Raw genomic sequence first — 17,439 nt, 5'->3', positions numbered from 1 at the left:
CGGGCCGGCCGGCCGCGACGGTGCTCAGCGTTCGCCCGGCACCGTCGCCGGCCGCTTGGTGAAGCGGTGCCACCAGTGGTGGCGCCGGGGGTGCACGGCCCTGCCGAGCCGACGGCCGAGCAGCAGGTAACCCAGCAGGGCACCGGCCGTGTTGAGCAGCACGTCGTCGATGTCGAAGGCCCGCCCGGTGATCAGGGCCCCCTGGACCAGCTCGACCAGCAGCATCACCAGCGCGGTCACCACCGCCACCCGCAGCAGTCCCCGGGCGCGGGGCACCAGCACCGGCAGGAGCACGCCGAACGGGACGCCCAGCAGGACGTTCCCGCCGAGCTGCTTGACCGTGTCACGGAAGGCGGGCTGCCCGAGGTAGTCGCCGATCGAGTCCCCCGGCCGCAGATTGCTGTGCGTCATCGGTTCCGAAGCCGCCGACGGCTCCAGGGTCAGCCGGGCCAGCACCACCGCGAAGGCCACCATCCCCGCGAAGGCCAGCAGCATGGCCGCCACCCGCCCCCACCGGGGAGCACCCCGCCGGTCCTCCACCGCCTCGTCGCTCATCACCTTCCGCGCCATCACACGCCCCCAACTCAGGTCGGAATGCCTCAGCTTCCGTTACCCCCGTCGCAGCGGAGCACGCGGGGTGACCGTGCGTGACCGTACGGGATGCGGATGCGGGGACGCTCTGTTTGTCTGATCTGGCCCGGCCTCGCGCCACCCCCACGGACGGAAGGCAGGACCACGATGAGCATCGCCGACGAACCCGGGAACCGGATCAACCAGATGCGCGCCAAGGCGCAGGAGCTGGAACAGGCGGCGGAACGCGCCACCGATCCGCACGACCGCCAGCGGCTGCGGGACAAGGCCCGCCGGCTCAAGGAGCAGAGCGAGCAGGAGCGCGGCACGACGGGCGGCGGCACCCACCCGATGTGACGGGACGGCGGGACGGACGGGCGGCGGCTCCCCTGCGGGCCGCCGCCCGCCGCCCGCCGCCCCGGTCCATGGGGGCGGGAGTGGTCCATGGGGGGCGGGAGTGCCGCTAGGCACCCAAGGCGCCCCCTAGCGGACGCGCTCCTGGGTGGGTTCCTCGTCGTCGTCCTCGGGCAGGTGGACGTCGTTCACGGCGATGTTCACCTCGACCACTTCCAGACCGGTCATGCGCTCCACCGCCTCGACGACGTTCTCGCGCACGGAACCGGCCACGTCGGTGATGGGTACGCCGTACTCGACGACGAGCTCGAGATCGATGGCGCTCTGGCGCTCGCCCACTTCCACCTTGACGCCGCGCGTGACGCTCGAACGCCCACCGGGGACCCGGTCGCGTACCGCGCCCATGGTCCGGGCGAGCCCGCCGCCCAGGGCGTGGACGCCGTCGACCTCTCTGGCTGCCATCCCGGCGATCTTGACCACGACCCCGTCGGCGATGGTCGTCCTGCCCCGGGCCGCCGGGTCGGCGGCGGGGTTCCTCGAACCGCTCGGCTCCGTCATGGCGAAGCCACCTCCTCGATGCGCGAACGTGGGGCTCCCTCCTCTTCTCAGCGTGCCCTCGTGCCCCGTCCCGCGCCACGCGAGACCGTGCCCGGCGAAAAGCGACACACGGAACGGGGTGTGCGCTGCGTAGCAGCGTGACCACTGTTCGGGTACGGTCGGTGGCAGAGAAGTCGTGGTTCCGAAGTGTGCGCCCGTGATCGCGATCACGGGCGTTCGTGCTGTCACACCCCATGTCGGGCCCCGCACTCTCACGGCCCGCACCGTGCGGGCCGTTCAGGCTTAGGAGGCCGGTATGGCTACAGGAACGGTCAAGTGGTTCAACAGCGAGAAGGGCTTCGGCTTCATCGCCCAGGACGGCGGCGGCCCCGACGTGTTCGCCCACTACTCGCACATCACCGGTGCCGGTTACCGCGAGCTGATGGAGGGTCAGAAGGTGGCCTTCGACGTCACCGAGGGACGCAAGGGGCCGCAGGCGGAGAACATCGTCTCCGCCTGACGTTCCGTGAGGACGGCCATGACGACCCGTCCGGTCGTCATGGCCGTCCTCGTCACCGCTCCGGCGCCGCCGGGTCCCGGGGCGCACGCCTCGCCCGGGACCCGGCGGCGCCGGCCGCGCGGGTCGCGCCGGTCAGGCGCCGTCGAGGGCGCGGAGGGCGGCCTTGTGCGCCGTGTCGAGCGCCTGCTCGGCGGGGACCGGGACGTCCGGGGTGACCCCGGTGCCCTCCCAGTTGGTGCCGGTGACGGTGCTGATGGTGCGGGCGCTGGGGACCGTCACGAGGATGTGCTCGGTCAGCGGGTACCGGGCCGTGGGATGCGCGCCGCCCCGGGTCGTCTCACCCACCACGACCGCCTTGCCGTGCGCTTGCAGGGTGTACGCCACGTCCTCGCCGCCCGAGAAGGTCAGCGCGCTCGTCAGCACGTACACCGGCCGGTCCAGGTACCGGGGGGCGGGGAGGTGCGCGGTGGTCCAGAACTGCCGGGTCGAGTCCGTGGGACGGTCGTAGATGTCGTTGAGGTGCACCTGGTCGTCGGGGAAGAAGTAACTGCACCACATCGCCGCCCCCTCCGGGGCACCGCCCCGGCAGGCACGCAGGTCGAGGACGAGGGCGGAACTGAGGGCCGCCAGTTCCATGGCGGCGCCGATCGCCCGGCCGCCCTCGCCGGCCTCGGCGATCCGCCGGACGTCGATGAGGGCGACATTGCCCTCCAGGTGCTCGAAACGGCGGATGCCCTGGTTCTCCGTCCGCAGCAGTTCGAGGAACGCCGACCGGCCCCCGTCCTCCGCCGCCGGGTCCGGATCCTGCGGCTCGTCCGTCCACAGCAGCCGCAGATGCTTGTCGGGGCACGCCTCCTGGAAGTGGGCGGTCACCGTCTCGCAGAGGGCCCGCCCCTCCAGCCCGTCGTAGTGCCCGGCCGCGAGGTGGCGCCGGACCTCGGTCCCTATGCGGGCGGTCCTGTCGGGGAAGACGTACCCCGCCGTGATCCGGTCCAGGGCACGGCTGATGATCTCTGCGTTGGTGGGCATGGGCGGAGATGCTAGACCGCCGACGCCCGGCGCGGGAAGGGGTTTCAGGGTGGTCGGCGGGGGCGTCCGGCGCCGGCCGGGAGCGATGCCCGGCCGAAATCCTGATGCGCCGTGACCGGCCGGTGCGTAGGGTCGGCGTCCGTGGAACCGCTCAGTGAGAAACAGATCCGCTCGTCGTTCGTGAACTGCACCAAGGGTGAGGCGGCCCGGCTCAGACTGCCGGCCGACTTCGCCGAGGTGCCCTGGGCGGACCTGGACTTCCTGGGCTGGGTGGATCCGGGGGCTCCGCTGCGGGCCCACCTCGTCCTGCCCCGTTCGGAGGGGCCGCTGGGGATCACCTTGCGGGTCCCCGCCGTGGGCCGCACCAGTGCGGTGAAGTCCAGCCTGTGCCAGATATGCCTCACCGGGCACGCCTCTTCCGGCGTCACCCTGCTCGCCGCCCCGCTGGCGGGCGTGCGCGGCCGTGAGGGCAACACGGTCGGCATCTACATCTGCGCCGATCTCGCCTGTCCGCTGTACGTACGCGGCAAGCGGCAGCCGAAGCTCCGCACCGGACGTTACGAGGAGTCCCTCGGCGTGGCGGAGCGGGTCGCGCGGATGACCGGCAACCTGGACGCCTTCGCCGCGAAGGTCACTTCGGGCTGAGCGAGCCGCGGAGGGGACGCCCCGCCCCGCATGCGGCAAAATGTGGAGGAGACGAGTGACTTTCCCGCACGTCCCCGCGTGACACCTCCCGAAGCAGGTGGGCTGCCATGGAACACGAGTCGGAAGGGCGCATCCTCGCCCAGATCGAGCGTGGGCTCACCAGCGACGATCCCGGGCTCGCCGCCAGGATGAGCGCCCTCAACGGGCACTTCCCGGGGGAGGGGCAGGACGCCGTCCCGCCCGGGCGCGGGCAGAGGTCATGGCGCCGGAGGACCGCCTGGGTGCTGGTCGTCATCGCCCTGGTGGGGCTGCTGCTGACGGCGATCCTCAACGCCTCGTCGGCCGGGACGCCGGAGCCACCCAGCGGCCAGACGCCCGCCGTGTCCTTGTGAGCCGAGCCGAGCCGGGCCGAGCCGGGCCGGGCCGGCCGGGCCCGCCGGCCGTAGCTCCTCGCGGTCCCGCCGGCCCCCGGTCGCCGTTCCGGCCGGGCCCCGGCGTGCCCGGGCGCGCCGGTGCGGTGGACAGCGCGGCGCTCGGGGCTTACCTATGGATCGACGGGCCGCTTCCCGTCGCACGGCCGATCCGGAACGCCGGCGCCCGGCGCTCTCCGGCGGCGGAAGGGGGTGTCCCGCGATGCCCGACGAGCTGCACATCGACGTCACCGCCACGCCCGGCGGGCAGACCCTGCTCACCGTGGCCGGCGAACTCGACATCGTCACCGGCGAGGAACTGCGCGCCCGCCTCCACGGCCTGCTGCTCGGGCCCGCCACCGTCGTCGTCGACCTGTCCGCCGTCACCTTCCTGGACTGCTCGGGCCTGCGCGTCCTGCTCTGGGCCCGGCGCCGGTCGAACGCCGTGGGCGCCGAACTGCGGCTGCACGCCCCGTCACCCGCCGTACGCAAGATCCTCCGCGTGACACGTCTGGAAGCGGCCTTCGCCCCGGCCCCCGAGGTGCCCCACCCGGCCCGCGGCTGACCCCGGACCGGACCGGCCGGTCACCCGCGCCCGACCGGACCCGCCGCCCTCACAGCGACGGCCGGCCGGCCGGCCCGTCCAGGACGCGCATGGCCTCGGCGTGGGCGCTCATCCGGCCGCTGACGCTGCCGACGGTGAACATCACCGCGCCCGCGACCGCCACCGGCACCGACAGGCCCAGCACGGCGAGCGCCTCCGGCCAGTCCCGCTCGTCCGCACACCAGTCGCCCCGCCACACCCCGTCGTTGGCCGTGCCGCCGTCGGTCAGCAGCCGTGACTCGCACTCCCGGGGGTGCCGGTCGTCCGGCTTCCTCTCCGCCTGGTACGGGGTGAGCAGCAACACCGCGCACCACGTCCACAGCAGCGCCGCCAGGGACAGCAAACCGGCGCCCCACCCCCGTGTCCGCCGGGCCCGGACGCGGAAGTCCTGGTCATAGTCATGTGCTCGCATGGCGCAGCAAGCTAGCAGTCACCCCGCCGGCCCCCGCCACGCGGCTCCCTCGCCACCGCCCGGGCCCCGGGCGGCGCCGGGTTGTTTGACGGCGGCGGTGAGGGATACGCGGACACGGTGCGGGGCCACCGGCGCCCTGGAGGCTGCTATGGAGTACGTGGAGGAGCGCCCCTACCGTTTCCGCATCGCCCGCCACGGAGACATGCGGGTGCCAGGAGTGGTGTTCGCGTCACGGAGCCTGCTGCGGGACGCGGAGAAGTCCCTGGAGCAGGTCGCGAACGTGGCGACCCTGCCGGGCGTCGTGAACGCCTCGTACGCCATGCCGGACATCCACTGGGGCTACGGGTTCCCCATCGGCGGAGTGGCCGCCACCGACATCGCCGACGGGGGAGTGGTGTCGCCCGGTGGCGTCGGCTTCGACATCTCGTGCGGGGTGCGGCTGCTGGCCGCCGACTGCGACCGCCGGGAGCTGGAGCCGGTGCTGCGGCCCCTCATGGACGGCCTCGGCCGGGTGGTCCCGCGCGGCGCCGGACCGGGCGGCGTCTGGCCGGTCGGCCGGGGCGAACTGGAACGCATCCTCCTGGGCGGCTCCCGCTACGCCGTGGAGGAGGGCCACGGCGAGGAACGCGACCTGTGGCGCTGCGAGGACGGCGGGGCGGTCGCCGACGCGGACCCCGGCCAGGTGGACGAACGGGCCCGCGAGCGAGGCCTCGGCCAGGTCGGCAGCCTCGGCTCGGGCAACCACTTCCTGGAGGTCCAGCAGGTCACGGAGGTCTACGACGCGCCCGTGGCCGCCGCCTTCGGGCTGGCCGCCGGCCAGGTCTGTGTGATGATCCACTGCGGGTCACGCGGCCTCGGGCACCAGATCTGCTCCGACCACGTCCGCCTGATGGACCGGGCGATGGCACGGTACGGGATCGGCGTGCCGGACCGGCAACTCGCCTGCACCCCGGTCGACTCGCCGGAGGGCCGCGCCTACCTGGGAGCGATGGCCGCCGCGGCCAACTACGGCCGCGCCAACCGGCAACTGCTCTCCGAAGCCGCCCGCGAGGTCTTCCGCCGCGAGGCGCACGCCCGCCTCACGCTGGTGTACGACGTCTCCCACAACCTCGCCAAGGTCGAGGACCACCCGGTCGACGGCGTACGGCGCCGGCTGTGCGTGCACCGCAAGGGCGCCACCCGTGCCTTCCCGCCCGGGCACCCCGAACTCCCCGACGACCTGCGCCCGGTGGGCCAGCCGGTGCTGATCCCCGGCACCATGGGCACGGCGTCGTACGTCCTCACCGGAGTCCCCGGGGGTGACGCCTTCCACTCCACCTGCCACGGCGCCGGCCGGGTGATGAGCCGCCACCAGGCCGCGCGCACCACCGGTGGCAAGGAGCTCCGGGCACGGCTGGAGGCGGACGGCATCGCGGTACGCCCGGTGTCCTGGCGCGGCCTGGCGGAGGAGACCCCGGAGGCGTACAAGGACGTCGACGCGGTGGTGCGGGCGAGCGAGGGCGCGGGCCTGTGCCGCAAGGTGGCCCGCCTCGTCCCGCTGGGCGTGGTCAAGGGGTGAACCGGCCGCGGGGCCGTCGGGGGGCGGCCCTCAGACGTCGACCGTCACCGCGCACGACCATCCGTACGGATCGGGGGCCAGCCGCAGCTCGTGCCAGGACACCGCCTTCGGCACGGCACCGGTGATCGGCACCGACCGCACGTCCGTCACCGCCATCCGGACGTCCAGTCCGCCGTCGACCGTCTCCACCTCGACGTCCACCGGCACGTCACCGCGCACCTCCAGCCCGAAGACCACCTCGTCCAGCAGCGTGGCCAGCAGGTCGTCGTCGCTGCCCTCGTCCACCTGCACCTGCCGCACGGCGGTCGGCCGCGTCCCCGAGACGTCCGCGAAGCACTCGACCATCCCGAGGACCGCCTCCACCAGGCACTGCTCCCGGTTCGTGCCCCACGCCTCGACGCGCACGTCGGCCGTGTGCGGCACCGCCCGGTGCCCGCACGTCCCGGGCCGCCGGACCCGCATGTCGTCGTCCGTCTCACCGGCCATGCCGACCGCGTGCCCCCTCACCGCACCCGTATGCCTCCCCGCGCGTCACCGGCTACTCGCCGGCGGGCCGGGCACCCGTGCGCACGAACACCTCCGTGTCGTCGTCGTGGTGGTCGCCGGCGTCCCCCGGAGCGCCGCCGCCCCCCTCCGGCGGGTCCTCCGCGAGCAGCAGGGTGGCCAGCAAGGTCGCCGAGCGGTTGCTCAGGGCGTCGGCCGCCTCGATGAGCCGGTGCTGCTGGGCGACCGGCAGCGACAGGGCCACCGCCCCCGCCCGGCCGTCGACGGTCAGGGGGAAGGCGACGCACACCTCGTCGTTGGAGTACTCCAGCAGGTCGAACTGCGCCGCCTGGGGTCCGTGGTGGTCGAGCGCCCGGAACAGGTGGCGGTGATCGGTGATGGTGCGCGGTGTCAGCGGTACGGGGCGGCGCCGGTGGAGATGGTCCATCCGGCCGTCGAAGTCGAGCTGCGCCAGCAGGCTCTTGCCGACGGCGCTGGCGTGCGCCGCCTCGCGGAAGTCGACGTACTCCCGCACCGCCGGGGTGCGGGGCCCCGCCGCGTACTGGGTGATCCGCACCTCGCCGTCGGTGTAGCGGCCCACGTACACGGCCGCCCCCACCCGGTCCCGGAGACCGGACAGGACCTCCCGCAGGGCGTTCTCCCGCTCGGTGCCCTCGTGCGCGGCCCACGCCCGGAGCAGGGGACCGGCGGCGTACGCGCCGGGCTCCGGCGCGGTCACCAGGCCCTGCTCGGACAGCCAGGCCAGCAGGCGCTCCAGCGCGGTCGCGTCCAGGCCGGTGCCGTGTGCGAGCTGCACGGTGCTCATCGGCCCGTCCGTCCCGCCGATGGCGTGCAGGACGTCCAGCGCGCGCATGGCCTGCTGCCACCGCTGCGCCGATTCCCGGCCGTCCGGTACCTGCTGGGCCAGGCCGGTGAGGGAGGCGGGCCGCAGGGGCGCCGGTGTCCACAGGCGGCTGCTCCCGGGCCGGCCGGGCACCCACAGTCCGCCGGCCGTGGCGAGCACGGACGCGCCCGGCGGGGGCCCCGACGGGTCGGGGGCGGGGCCGGATGGGGTGCGGAGTGCGGTGCTCTCGGGTGCGGGGCCCGCCGCGGTGCCGGGTGCGGTGCCGGTGCCGGTGCCGGTGGCGGAGGTGGGCGCGGTGGTGTCACCGGCCGGGACCGCGGAGGCGTCCCGGAGCGGCGCGGCGCGCGGACGGCGCAGCGCGGCACGGACCTGGTCGATGAACTCGGGATCCTGCACCGTGCCGTCCCGCTCCCGTACGCCCGCCGTTACCTCGCGCAGCAGCACCCGGGCGTCACCGTGACCCAGCCGTGCCGCCGCGGCGACGAGGTACGCGGCATCGTCCCGGCCCTCCTCCCCGTACCGGCGGCCGACCACCACCGCCAGACGGAACAGCGCTCCGGGGTGCCCCCGCTCGGCGGCCCGCCCCAGCCAGTCGGCCGCCATGGACAGCTCGTCGCGGCGCAGCGCCTTGGTGCCCAGCCGGTAGAGGGAGTTGACCCGCGCCCGCTCTTCCCCGGCGCCGTCCTCCGGGGCGGGGCCGGCGGGCCCCCATGTGCCGTCCGGCCGGTCCCAGTGGTCCCGCTTCCCCTCCAACTCCTCCAGCAGTGCGGTGAGCCCGGCCGGAACCGGCGGCTGGGAGCACTCGCTCCGGGGCCCGTCGTACCTGCTCACACCACTCACCTGATTCCCTTTCCGTGCACCGCTGTGTCCTTCCGCCGCTGTGGTCGGCAATGCCGGCCGAGCTTGCGCCGCAGCTCGACGATCGCGTTGTGCCGCTGGACCCGGAGGTTCGGCAGGGATATCCCGAGGGCGTCGGCGATCTCCTGGTCCTCCAGTCCGCGCGCCTGGAGCTCGACGACCCGCCGCCGTGTCCCGGGCGTCATCCGCTCGATGGCCGGTACGACCAAGTCGTGCAGGACGTGCAGGTCGACGGCCGGGGGAGACAGCCGCCGCTCCTGGAGCTGGGCCAGTACCGTGTCCGCCACCAGCACCGCCCGCTCCCGGCGGAAGGTACTGACGGCCAGGTTGTGGGCCGCGCCCAGCAGGTAGGCCATCAGGTGCTCGCCCGGCGCGGCCCTCCCCGACAGACAGGCGTCGGTGACCCGGAGGAAGGCCTCCTGTGCGACGTCCTGGCCCTGGACCAGCGACATGCCGAACTTCCTCCGCAGCGCGTGCGGGGCCCGCTCGATGTACGCCGGATAGATGTCCAGCAGGCGCTGCCCGAGGCTCCCGCCCGGGCGGAGCGTTTCGCCGGGCGGTACGTCGCTCACCACAGGCCGGTCTCCTCGCGGCACCGTCCTGGGACCGGCCGTACCGTCCACACGGTCAGCACGCCGCCGTCCGCCGTCTCGAACCGCGCCACCCAGGGCACCAGGCATCCGCACAGCTCCCGCTCCGTTCCACCGCCCGCGCCCGGCGTCCGCCGGGCCGGCCGCCTCCAGGGCCGGCGCCGCACGGCGCCCAGCGCGTGCACCGCGCTCAACGCGGCCGAGACCAATCCGACCCAGTCCAGGGACGACGTCATGCAAGGGCTCCCGATCTTCCGTGAGGAGGCACGGCGCGGACGCGCGCCGTCACCCATGGACGCGCGGAAGGTCGCGGACATTAACGCGTGATCGCAGATGGCTGGAGATGACCGATCCTGAGCATGTTCCGACGTGTGCTCGACGGATGTTCGACGGGTCGAGGAGGGAGCCGGTCCGCGAACGAATGCAAAGTCATCGCCGCGCCGTCGAGGAGCGGAGGGGAACGGGTGCCCGCAGAGCGGCACTTGAGGATCCGTACAGTGGCCGCATGACCATCTCCGCGCCGCACGACGGCACCCTGGAATACCGCGAGGCGAGGCCCGAGGACCTGGCCGGCGCCGAGGGCATCGACTCCTCGTTCACCACGGACCGGACGTTCACCGTGGTGGACACCGGCTCGGGCTTCTCCATCGTGGAGACGCCGGTCGACCCGCCCCTCCGCAAGGAGTTCCCCGACGACGACGGGGAGGGGGACGGAGACGAGAACGGGGACGGGGACCCGGCCGGGGCCGGCACACTTGTCGCGGTGGACGGCACGCGCGTGTGCGGGTACGTCACCACCACGTACCAGGAATGGAACCGGCGCCTGACCGTCGCCGACCTCGCGGTGTCGCCGGACCACCGGGGCCGGGGTATCGGCGCCGAACTGCTCCGCCGCACCGTGGAACGGGCCCGGGCGCGCGGTGCCTCGCACGTCTGGCTGGAGGTCACCCACGTCAACGCGCCCGCGATCCGGCTGTACCGCCGGGCGGGCTTCACCTTCTGCGGTCTGGACACGTCCCTCTACGAGGGGACCGAGTCGGCCGGGGAGACGGCCCTGTTCATGAGCCGGCGCTGCTGACCTGTTCCCGTTCCAGGGTCATTCCGCGAGCTCAGCCCGCCCGGGCCGGGAGGAGCAGGCGCTCACCGGCCCCCGGCCGGCCGCGACCGGAGCGGTGTTGCTCCCACGAGGCTTCGCCCGTACGTCAGGAGCCGTTCGCCCGCGCGTCATCATGGCCGCACCCGTACCCGCCACCATCGGAGCTCCGGCCTTCGGAGAGGAACGACAGGTGCAGCGTCGACGGACACATCGGGGACTCACGCCGGGCACCGGCGCGGCGATGGCGGCGGGCGTCCTGCTGCTGTCGGCCTGCGGCACCACGTCCGTCACGGACGACAGCCCGGCCCCCACGCGCACCAGCGGCATCGCGTGCGCGGAGAGCGGCCGGCTCGCCGCCTCCGGTTCCAGCGCCCAGCAGCACGCGATGAAGCACTGGACGCGCGAGTACCGGGAAGCGTGCCCGGGCGTGGAGATCCGCTACGTACCCATCGGATCCGGTGGAGGAGTCGCCCAGTTCCTGCGCGGGGCGACCGTCATCGGCGGGACCGACAGCCCGCTGAAGGCCGACGAGGTGGAGCGGTCCCGCGAGGTGTGCCGGGGCGGCAGGGCCATAGACCTGCCCATGGTCGGCGGCCCCGTCGCCATCGGCTACAACCTGTCCGGAGTGCGGGACCTCGTCCTGGACGCCCCCACCCTCGCCAAGATCTTCGACTCCAGGATCACCGTGTGGAACGCGCCGGAGATCCGCCGGCTCAACCCGGGCGCACAACTCCCCGCCACCCCCATCAGCCCCGTGCACCGGTCCGACGAATCGGGTACGACCCAGCACCTGAACGCCTACCTCGCCGACGCCGCGCCGGCACAGTGGCGGTACCCCGAGGAGAAGGCGTGGCAGGCCCACGGCGGCCAGTCGGCCGTCGGCTCCGGGGGAGTGGCGGACCTGGTGCAGGTGACCGACGGGGCGATCGGCTACTTCGAGCTGTCCTTCGCCAAGGCGAAGGGGATCTCGACCGTCCGGCTCGACACCGGGGCCCCCGAGCCCGTCGCCGTGTCCGCCGGGACCGCCTCCGCGGGCATCGCCACGGGGAGGGTGGAGGGCACCGGCAACGACATGACGCTGGCCCTCGACCACCGCACCCGCGCGCCCGGGGCGTACCCGCTCGTCCTCGTCACCTACGAGATCGTGTGCGACCGGGGCAACCCCGCCGAGCTGCTGCCCGCCCTGAAGTCCTTCCTCACCTACACGGCGAGCGCACGGGGCCAGCGGGATCTCCCCCGGATCCACTACGCGCCGCTGCCGGACGAGGTGGCCGCCCGGGTCCGGCAGGTCGTCGACGGACTTTCCTGAACGCCCTGCTGGCCGCGCCGCCCGTCATGGGCTGTCGCCCGTCCAGTCCCAGTGGCCGGGATCGCCCGGACGGCACCGGTAGTGGGCGCGCCCGCCCGGACCGTACCGCCCTATCTCCGTGGGGAGCCGGGCCTCTTCGCCGAGCCGGGCCCCGCTCCACCCCGTGACGTCGAGGAGGAGCCCGTCGAGCGGCCCGCCCACGAGTTCGCCGTACTCGCGGTCGGGGCGCGGGCCCGGGTCGGGGTCGTCGTGGTCGGCGCCGTACACCCGGCGCCGGAGGATCCTGTCGTCCATACCGACCAGCTTCACATCCGGCACTGACAGTCGTCCGGCACCGACCGGCGGGCGGTCGGGCGCACGGACGGGAGGGGCCGGGACACGGCGGGCACCCGCCCGGGGCCGGATAGAGTGCCGCGCATGGGGGCGACGTTCATCTTCTGCGCGGATCCGCTCCGGCCCCGGCGGCCGGACGAGCACTACGCGGACGAGGCGGCCGCCGTGCGCGACCTCGGGCACCCCGTCGCCCTGATCGACCACGACGCACTGACCGCCGGCCGCACGGCCGCCGCCGTGGCACGTGTCCCGGAGGGCGCCGGACCGGCCTGGTACCGCGGCTGGATGCTCACGGCGGGACAGTACGCCGCCCTGTCCGAGGCCCTGGCCGCGCGCGGGGTGTCGCTCTCGACGGCCCCCGAGGGCTACCGGCGGGCCCATGAACTCCCCGGCTGGTACCCGGCGTTCGCGCCCGTCACCCCTCCGGCCGTGTGGCTCCCCACCCCGCCCGGCACGCCCCCGGCCGCACCCCGGCTCGCCACGGCGGCCACGACGCTCGGCGGCGGCCCGGCGATCGTCAAGGATTACGTCAAGTCCCGCAAGGACCGGTGGGACGAGGCCTGCTTCGTCCCGGACCTGGCGGACCCGCACCGCCTGGCCGCCGTCGTCGCCCGTTTCGTGGAGTTGCAGGACGCGTTCCTGACCGGCGGCGTGGTGATCCGCGCCTTCGAGGACTTCCGGACCACCGACGGCGAGGCGCGCCTGTGGTGGATCGACGGCGATCCGGCCCTCCTCACGGCACACCCCGACAGCCCGGCGCTGCGGCCGCGACCCGACCCCGCCTTCGTCGCCCTCGTACGCCCCCTGGTCGCCGCGCTGGGCTGCCGCTTCGTCACCACGGACCTGGCCCGGCGGGCCGACGGCGCCTGGCGGGTCGTGGAGGTCGGCGACGGGCAGGTCAGTGATCTGCCGAAGGGCGTGGCCGCCGGGCGGCTGGTCCACCCCCTGGCGACGGCGCTCCCGCCCCGGGCGGTGTGACCCGGCCGGTCGCGGCCGGCCGGTCACCCACCCGCCGCCGCGCCGGGGCGGAGGTCCGGGTGCTGCTCGGCGAGGCGGTCCGGCGCCGCCTGTCTCCACGAGTCGACCAGGATGTCCCGCAGCTCGTCCAGACCCTCCAGGGCGGCGATCCGCACCCGCACCCAGGCGGAGCTCGCCTCGTGCGGCGGCACCCAGAACTTCTCCGGCTCGGCGGCGATCAGTTCCGTGCGCTCCAGCTTGGGGCAGCGCACCGCGAACGAGGTCCGGTCGTCGGGAATCGTCACGTACATCTTCCCGGCCACGCGGAAGGTGGGCATGCTCCAAGCCTCCTTCTCCACCGTCTCGGGGAAGGACAGGGCGATACGGCGGACGTCTTCAGCGTCGATCATGAACACCACGGTAGCCAGCCCCACTGACAGCCCGGCGCCGTCCCCGGCGGCCCGGCGCCGTCCCCGGCGGCCCGGTGCGATCGCCGGCGGCCCGGTGTCCGCGGGGGTCCGGTGCCGGGCGTTCGGCGACCGGCGGACCGGCCTCTTCCGACCCCTCGCCACCGGCTGACCGACCGCTTAGCATGGTGCGCGGCCGCCGCCGGGCCTACCCCGACCGTGGAGAAGCCGCTGCCGCCCGGCGCCGCCGCGCCCCGGTCGGGAACCACACCCCACCGCCCCACGCGGCGAGCCGCCGTGGTGACCACGCACGTCCCGTCCGACTGGAGGGTCCATGCACACCAGTTCCGCCCCCGGTGGCGTCCGCCCGGTCGCCCGCACCACCCACGCCGACGAGGCCCTGCCGGTGCCGGGCGCGGAACCGCCGGGCCCCGAGGTGTTCCGGCGGGCCTGCCGGCGACTCCTCGGCAAGGGCACCGGCTTCACCGACACGGTGGTCCACCGGATCCGTACGGAGGTGCCGTACTACGCGGACCCCGTCCTCGCACCGCCCGACCTGCGGCCGACCGTCGGCACGGGCGTACGGCACGGGCTGGAGGCGGGCACCGACCCCGACGCCGTGGTGCTGGTCGAGCGGTACACGAGGGAACTCGGCGTCAGACGCGCCGAGCAGGGTCGTCCCCTCGACGAGGTGCTGCACGCCTACCGGGTGGCCGGAGCGGCGGTCTGGAACGGCATCGTCGCCGTCGTGGAGCGGGACGGGCCGGGCGAACTGCGCCACCTGGTCCACGCGGCCGAACTGGTGTGGAAGCACAACGACCGCGACGCCCTGCTGGTCGCCGACGCCTACCGGCAGGTGGCCAACGGCCTGGCGAGCAGACAGGCGGAACGCGTCCGCCTGGTGCTCGCGGCCCTCCTGGAGAGCGGCGGCGACCCGTGCTCCACCCGGGACGCGGCGGCGATCCTCGACCTGCCCCCGGACGGCCGGTACGCGGTGGCGGTGCTGCGGGCCCGGCCACCGTACGGCCGCGTACCGAGCTCCCTCCCGGACATCGCCGGGGTCCGGCTCCTGGGCCATCCCCAGGGGCAGTGGCACACCCTCGTCGCGCACCTCGGCGACCTGCCCCTGGACGTGTTCGCCGACGCCCTGGAGGCCGGACCGGGCCTGCGCGTCGGGATCAGCCCGGTCGTGCGCGGCCTGGACGGCCTGCCCCGAGCCCGGGACATGGCAGCCCTCGCGCTCTCCACCTGCCGCTCCGACGGCGAGGTCGCCCGGCTGGACGCCCGCCTGCCGGACGGCCTGCTCGTCTCGCGGCCCGATCTGTCGGCCGAACTGGCCCACCAGGTGCTCCAGCCCCTCCAGGAGCTTCCGCCGGCCGACCGGGACACCCTCATGGAGACGCTCGGGGTCTGGATCGAGTGCGGCGGCTCCGCCGCGCGCACGGCCCGGCGCATGCTCTGCCACCGCAACACCGTGCTCAACCGGCTGCGCCGCTGCGAGCAGATCACCGGCACCGACCTGACCCGTCCCCGCGACCTGGTACGGGTCGTCCTGGCCTTCGACGCCCACCGACTCCTCGGCCCCACCGCCGCGCTCCCCGCCCCCGCCCCCGCGCTCGGTACCGCCCCCGCGCTCGGCCCCACCACCGCGCCGGGCCGCACACCCGCCCCCGCGCTCGGCCCCACCACCGCCGCCCGACCCCGCTGACTGGGCAGCCGCACAACCGGGACGTGCGCGGGGTGGGAGCGGGCAACGACACCGGCGCCGCCCATGGCCCGGCCGGGCGGTCCGTGTTCTGGTGAGGCCGCGTCAGCGCGGGGAGCCACCCGCGACCAGGTCCGCCAGGAGAGCGCATGCCCCCTCAGCACGTCCCCCGCGTCCCGCACGCGCGGCACCCTCTTCCCCACCCGTCCCACCGCCACGGGGCGTCGCCGAGCCGTCCCGGGGTGGCCTTCGCCCTGCTGAACGCCGTCACCCTGGCCGTGCACCTGCTCCTCGCCTGCTCCGCCCCGGAGTTGCTGGCCACCCGTCTCGGCGACGGGGGAGAGGTCACCCTCGGGCTCGTCGCCCTCCTCCTCCAGGCCGCCCTGCTGCTGTGGACCGCGGCGCCCTACGACCACCTGGCCCGCCGCCGCGCCCAGTACCGGCGCGAGAGCGAACACGGGCGCGAGGAGGCGTACGGACCCGGCCGGGACCAGGGCGGGCGGCAGCCGGAGTGGGGGGCGGAGCGGTGACCGCGGCCCGGACACCACTCGCCGTACCGGCCGGGATCCTGGACTCGGACACGCGCGCCGCCGTGCTGGTCGGCTTCCTCACGATCATCGTCCCCGTGCTCTTCATCTGCGTCCTCAGCGGCCCCGAACGCGACCGGGTCCACGACTTCTACACGGCCGGACGCGCGGTTCCTCCCGTCCGGCGCACCCTGGTGCTGTCCGGCATCTGCCTGTCCGCCGCCACGGTCCTCGGCACCACCGGCAACGTGGCGCTGGTCGGCTACGACGGGCTCTTCATCGCGTTGTGCACGGTGCTCTCCCTCGGCGTGCTCCTCCTGCTCGCCGCCCCCCTGCGGGAGTTCGGCGGCTGCACGCTCGGGGACGCCTTCGCCCGCCGCGCCCCCGGGCCCGCGGTACGCGGCGCGGTCGCCCTGGTCACGCTCAGCGCCTGCGTGCCATACCTGGTCGTCCAGCTCACCGGTGCGGGGAAGACCACCGCCATGCTGCTGGGGCTGTCGGGCCCGGGCGCGGAACAGGTCGCGATCGTCATGATCGGCGCGCTGGTCGTCTGCGCCACCGCTTTCGGCGGCATGCGGGGCACCGTCACCCTGCAAGTGATCAAAACGGTGGTGCTCCTCGCGATGGCCCTGGCCATGACGGCCGTGGTGTTCCACCGCTTCGGCTGGAGCCCGGACTCCCTCCTCCGCGGCGCCGCCCGGGGCAGCGGTCGCCCGGACACCTATCTGCGCCCCGGCCTGCTGTTCGGCGCGGGCGGGGGAGCGGGCACCGACACTGGCACCGGGCTGGTGCCCGCACTGGACTTCGTCGGACTGATGGTCACCGTCGTGCTCGGTGTCGCCTGCATGCCCCACGTCGCCATGCAGCTCAACCTCGCGCCCGACGCGGACGCCGCCCGCCGCACGGTACGGAACACCACCGGCGTCATCGCCGGGTTCTGCCTCGCCACGGCGGCCCTGGGCTTCGGCGCGGCCGCCGTGATCGGGCCCGCCGCCATCACGGCGGCCGAGCCGGGCGGCCAGAGCGCCCTGCTGCTGCTCACCGGGGACCTGGCGGGCGGGGGAGCGGTGGGCACGTGGGGGACCCTGCTCGTCGTCCTGGTCTCGTCGGCGGTCTTCCTCACCACCCTGTCCGTCGTCGCCAGCATCACCCTCGCCGCCGCGGGCGCGATCGCGCACGACCTGTACACCCATGTCCTGGCCCGGGGGCGCACCACGGAGGGCCGGGAGGTGGCCGCCGCCCGGTGGGCCTCCGCCGGGGCGGGGGCGCTGAGCATCGCGCTGGCCGTGCGGGTGCAGGGCTGGAACGTCGGCTTCCTGTCGGTCTTCGGGCTGGCCGTGGCGGCCTCCTGCCTGCTGCCGGCCCTGCTCTACTCGCTGTTCTGGCGCGGCTTCACCAGGACGGGGCTGCTGTGGACGCTGTACGGAGGGCTGGGCTGCGCCATCGGCCTCCAAGTGTGCAGCCCCGTCTTCACCGGCGCCCCCACGGCACTGTTCCCCGGCCGGCACCTCGACTGGTTCCCCCTCCAGACGGTCGCCCTGGTGTCGGTGCCCGTCGGCTTCCTGGCCGGGCTGGCCGGCAGCCGCCTCGACCGGTACCGGTACCGGCGGCGGAGGGGAACGGCCGCCACCGCGTCCGCCGGGGGGTGAGGGTTGGCACCCGTGGCCGGC

General features: G+C 74.6%; 22 protein-coding genes. 12 read left to right on the top strand and 10 right to left on the bottom strand.

Annotated elements, in window-relative coordinates; all coding sequences use genetic code 11:
* Nucleotides 1-24 precede the first annotated feature (24 nt).
* Entirely contained in the window at nt 25-555 is a 531-nt protein-coding gene (locus ACZ7LK_RS12060; protein WP_469463300.1) for a VanZ family protein, read from the bottom strand.
* Nucleotides 556-738: 183 nt separating this feature from the next.
* On the opposite strand from ACZ7LK_RS12060, the gene ACZ7LK_RS12055 reads away from it, so the two are divergent.
* Nucleotides 739-927, top strand: coding sequence for a DUF6381 family protein (locus ACZ7LK_RS12055; RefSeq protein WP_392272988.1), 189 nt, complete (start codon nt 739-741; stop codon nt 925-927).
* A 126-nt stretch (nt 928-1,053) separates the two neighbouring features.
* Here the strand turns inward: ACZ7LK_RS12055 and ACZ7LK_RS12050 are convergent, their stop codons facing one another.
* A complete protein-coding gene (locus ACZ7LK_RS12050; RefSeq protein ID WP_392272989.1) occupies nt 1,054-1,482 on the bottom strand; it encodes an Asp23/Gls24 family envelope stress response protein in 429 nt (142 codons plus the stop codon).
* Nucleotides 1,483-1,777: 295 nt separating this feature from the next.
* Between ACZ7LK_RS12050 and ACZ7LK_RS12045 the strand changes: the two genes are divergently transcribed.
* Nucleotides 1,778-1,981 (top strand): cold-shock protein, encoded by a 204-nt coding sequence (locus ACZ7LK_RS12045; RefSeq protein WP_392272990.1) that lies wholly within the window; start codon nt 1,778-1,780, stop codon nt 1,979-1,981.
* A gap of 132 nt (nt 1,982-2,113) precedes the next feature.
* Here ACZ7LK_RS12045 and ACZ7LK_RS12040 read toward each other — a convergent pair whose 3' ends face one another.
* On the bottom strand, nt 2,114-3,010 hold the full coding sequence (locus tag ACZ7LK_RS12040) for a S41 family peptidase (protein WP_392272991.1): 897 nt from the start codon (nt 3,008-3,010) through the stop codon (nt 2,114-2,116).
* Nucleotides 3,011-3,151: 141 nt separating this feature from the next.
* Between ACZ7LK_RS12040 and ACZ7LK_RS12035 the strand changes: the two genes are divergently transcribed.
* The 3 genes from ACZ7LK_RS12035 to ACZ7LK_RS12025 all read left to right on the top strand — a co-directional run bounded on the left by ACZ7LK_RS12035 (nt 3,152) and on the right by ACZ7LK_RS12025 (nt 4,630).
* A complete protein-coding gene (locus ACZ7LK_RS12035) occupies nt 3,152-3,655 on the top strand; it encodes an FBP domain-containing protein (RefSeq protein WP_392272992.1) in 504 nt (167 codons plus the stop codon).
* Nucleotides 3,656-3,762: 107 nt separating this feature from the next.
* Nucleotides 3,763-4,047: a DUF3040 domain-containing protein gene (locus ACZ7LK_RS12030; protein WP_392272993.1), complete on the top strand. Its 285-nt coding sequence runs from the start codon at nt 3,763-3,765 to the stop codon at nt 4,045-4,047.
* Between the two features lie 241 nt (nt 4,048-4,288).
* Nucleotides 4,289-4,630 (top strand): STAS domain-containing protein, encoded by a 342-nt coding sequence (locus ACZ7LK_RS12025; RefSeq protein ID WP_471140017.1) that lies wholly within the window; start codon nt 4,289-4,291, stop codon nt 4,628-4,630.
* A 49-nt stretch (nt 4,631-4,679) separates the two neighbouring features.
* Here ACZ7LK_RS12025 and ACZ7LK_RS12020 read toward each other — a convergent pair whose 3' ends face one another.
* Nucleotides 4,680-5,081: a hypothetical protein gene (locus tag ACZ7LK_RS12020; protein ID WP_469465252.1), complete on the bottom strand. Its 402-nt coding sequence runs from the start codon at nt 5,079-5,081 to the stop codon at nt 4,680-4,682.
* A 148-nt stretch (nt 5,082-5,229) separates the two neighbouring features.
* On the opposite strand from ACZ7LK_RS12020, the gene ACZ7LK_RS12015 reads away from it, so the two are divergent.
* A complete protein-coding gene (locus ACZ7LK_RS12015) occupies nt 5,230-6,639 on the top strand; it encodes an RtcB family protein (RefSeq protein WP_471140014.1) in 1,410 nt (469 codons plus the stop codon).
* 30 nt (nt 6,640-6,669) lie between these two features.
* Here the strand turns inward: ACZ7LK_RS12015 and ACZ7LK_RS12010 are convergent, their stop codons facing one another.
* From ACZ7LK_RS12010 to ACZ7LK_RS11995, 4 genes are read right to left on the bottom strand one after another with little or no spacing between them, the layout of a single operon-like run.
* Nucleotides 6,670-7,125 (bottom strand): archease, encoded by a 456-nt coding sequence (locus tag ACZ7LK_RS12010; protein ID WP_392272997.1) that lies wholly within the window; start codon nt 7,123-7,125, stop codon nt 6,670-6,672.
* A 52-nt stretch (nt 7,126-7,177) separates the two neighbouring features.
* Complete coding sequence (locus tag ACZ7LK_RS12005; RefSeq protein ID WP_471140011.1) at nt 7,178-8,818, bottom strand: IclR family transcriptional regulator domain-containing protein; 1,641 nt, start codon at nt 8,816-8,818, stop codon at nt 7,178-7,180.
* 5 nt (nt 8,819-8,823) lie between these two features.
* Nucleotides 8,824-9,417 carry an RNA polymerase sigma factor gene (locus ACZ7LK_RS12000; protein ID WP_471140008.1) on the bottom strand — a complete coding sequence of 198 codons (594 nt, stop codon included), beginning with the start codon at nt 9,415-9,417 and terminating at the stop codon, nt 8,824-8,826.
* Nucleotides 9,414-9,671 carry a hypothetical protein gene (locus tag ACZ7LK_RS11995; RefSeq protein WP_392273000.1) on the bottom strand — a complete coding sequence of 86 codons (258 nt, stop codon included), beginning with the start codon at nt 9,669-9,671 and terminating at the stop codon, nt 9,414-9,416. The genes ACZ7LK_RS12000 and ACZ7LK_RS11995 overlap by 4 nt, the downstream gene beginning before the upstream one ends.
* 269 nt (nt 9,672-9,940) lie before the next feature.
* Here ACZ7LK_RS11995 and ACZ7LK_RS11990 point away from each other — a divergent pair, with 269 nt between their 5' ends.
* Both ACZ7LK_RS11990 and pstS read left to right on the top strand, forming a co-directional pair.
* Nucleotides 9,941-10,513: a GNAT family N-acetyltransferase gene (locus ACZ7LK_RS11990; RefSeq protein WP_469465247.1), complete on the top strand. Its 573-nt coding sequence runs from the start codon at nt 9,941-9,943 to the stop codon at nt 10,511-10,513.
* 208 nt (nt 10,514-10,721) lie between these two features.
* Nucleotides 10,722-11,840 (top strand): phosphate ABC transporter substrate-binding protein PstS, encoded by a 1,119-nt coding sequence (gene pstS / locus ACZ7LK_RS11985; protein WP_471140004.1) that lies wholly within the window; start codon nt 10,722-10,724, stop codon nt 11,838-11,840.
* 24 nt (nt 11,841-11,864) lie between these two features.
* Here pstS and ACZ7LK_RS11980 read toward each other — a convergent pair whose 3' ends face one another.
* Entirely contained in the window at nt 11,865-12,134 is a 270-nt protein-coding gene (locus tag ACZ7LK_RS11980) for a hypothetical protein (protein WP_392273003.1), read from the bottom strand.
* Between the two features lie 123 nt (nt 12,135-12,257).
* Between ACZ7LK_RS11980 and ACZ7LK_RS11975 the strand changes: the two genes are divergently transcribed.
* Nucleotides 12,258-13,151, top strand: a complete 894-nt coding sequence (locus tag ACZ7LK_RS11975) for an ATP-grasp domain-containing protein (protein WP_471140001.1) — start codon at nt 12,258-12,260, stop codon at nt 13,149-13,151.
* A gap of 23 nt (nt 13,152-13,174) precedes the next feature.
* Here the strand turns inward: ACZ7LK_RS11975 and ACZ7LK_RS11970 are convergent, their stop codons facing one another.
* Nucleotides 13,175-13,540: an MmcQ/YjbR family DNA-binding protein gene (locus tag ACZ7LK_RS11970; RefSeq protein ID WP_392273005.1), complete on the bottom strand. Its 366-nt coding sequence runs from the start codon at nt 13,538-13,540 to the stop codon at nt 13,175-13,177.
* Nucleotides 13,541-13,871: 331 nt separating this feature from the next.
* Here ACZ7LK_RS11970 and ACZ7LK_RS11965 point away from each other — a divergent pair, with 331 nt between their 5' ends.
* From ACZ7LK_RS11965 to ACZ7LK_RS11955, 3 genes are all read left to right on the top strand, one after another.
* Nucleotides 13,872-15,245, top strand: a complete 1,374-nt coding sequence (locus ACZ7LK_RS11965; RefSeq protein ID WP_471139998.1) for a PucR family transcriptional regulator — start codon at nt 13,872-13,874, stop codon at nt 15,243-15,245.
* Between the two features lie 146 nt (nt 15,246-15,391).
* Entirely contained in the window at nt 15,392-15,772 is a 381-nt protein-coding gene (locus ACZ7LK_RS11960) for a hypothetical protein (RefSeq protein ID WP_471139996.1), read from the top strand.
* Nucleotides 15,769-17,418 (top strand): sodium/solute symporter, encoded by a 1,650-nt coding sequence (locus ACZ7LK_RS11955; protein ID WP_392273008.1) that lies wholly within the window; start codon nt 15,769-15,771, stop codon nt 17,416-17,418. Before ACZ7LK_RS11960 ends, ACZ7LK_RS11955 begins: the two co-directional genes overlap by 4 nt.
* Nucleotides 17,419-17,439: the final 21 nt, after the last annotated feature.

This window comes from Streptomyces sp. NPDC039423 (assembly GCF_055598725.1).
The sequence above is the reverse complement of the archived record's forward strand: the minus strand, read 5'-3'. Positions and strand labels throughout refer to the sequence as shown.

Excerpts from the sequence above, each read along its gene's own strand:
- ACZ7LK_RS12060 (WP_469463300.1), bottom strand. The coding sequence starts at position 555 with ATGAGCGACGAGGCGGTGGAGGACCGGCGGGGTGCTCCCCGGTGGGGG.
- ACZ7LK_RS12055 (WP_392272988.1), top strand. The coding sequence starts at position 739 with ATGAGCATCGCCGACGAACCCGGGAACCGGATCAACCAGATGCGCGCC.
- ACZ7LK_RS12050 (WP_392272989.1), bottom strand. The coding sequence starts at position 1,482 with ATGACGGAGCCGAGCGGTTCGAGGAACCCCGCCGCCGACCCGGCGGCC.
- ACZ7LK_RS12045 (WP_392272990.1), top strand. The coding sequence starts at position 1,778 with ATGGCTACAGGAACGGTCAAGTGGTTCAACAGCGAGAAGGGCTTCGGC.
- ACZ7LK_RS12040 (WP_392272991.1), bottom strand. The coding sequence starts at position 3,010 with ATGCCCACCAACGCAGAGATCATCAGCCGTGCCCTGGACCGGATCACG.
- ACZ7LK_RS12030 (WP_392272993.1), top strand. The coding sequence starts at position 3,763 with ATGGAACACGAGTCGGAAGGGCGCATCCTCGCCCAGATCGAGCGTGGG.
- ACZ7LK_RS12025 (WP_471140017.1), top strand. The coding sequence starts at position 4,289 with ATGCCCGACGAGCTGCACATCGACGTCACCGCCACGCCCGGCGGGCAG.
- ACZ7LK_RS12020 (WP_469465252.1), bottom strand. The coding sequence starts at position 5,081 with ATGCGAGCACATGACTATGACCAGGACTTCCGCGTCCGGGCCCGGCGG.
- ACZ7LK_RS12015 (WP_471140014.1), top strand. The coding sequence starts at position 5,230 with ATGGAGTACGTGGAGGAGCGCCCCTACCGTTTCCGCATCGCCCGCCAC.
- ACZ7LK_RS12010 (WP_392272997.1), bottom strand. The coding sequence starts at position 7,125 with ATGGCCGGTGAGACGGACGACGACATGCGGGTCCGGCGGCCCGGGACG.
- ACZ7LK_RS11995 (WP_392273000.1), bottom strand. The coding sequence starts at position 9,671 with ATGACGTCGTCCCTGGACTGGGTCGGATTGGTCTCGGCCGCGTTGAGC.
- ACZ7LK_RS11990 (WP_469465247.1), top strand. The coding sequence starts at position 9,941 with ATGACCATCTCCGCGCCGCACGACGGCACCCTGGAATACCGCGAGGCG.
- ACZ7LK_RS11980 (WP_392273003.1), bottom strand. The coding sequence starts at position 12,134 with ATGGACGACAGGATCCTCCGGCGCCGGGTGTACGGCGCCGACCACGAC.
- ACZ7LK_RS11975 (WP_471140001.1), top strand. The coding sequence starts at position 12,258 with ATGGGGGCGACGTTCATCTTCTGCGCGGATCCGCTCCGGCCCCGGCGG.
- ACZ7LK_RS11970 (WP_392273005.1), bottom strand. The coding sequence starts at position 13,540 with ATGATCGACGCTGAAGACGTCCGCCGTATCGCCCTGTCCTTCCCCGAG.
- ACZ7LK_RS11965 (WP_471139998.1), top strand. The coding sequence starts at position 13,872 with ATGCACACCAGTTCCGCCCCCGGTGGCGTCCGCCCGGTCGCCCGCACC.
- ACZ7LK_RS11960 (WP_471139996.1), top strand. The coding sequence starts at position 15,392 with ATGCCCCCTCAGCACGTCCCCCGCGTCCCGCACGCGCGGCACCCTCTT.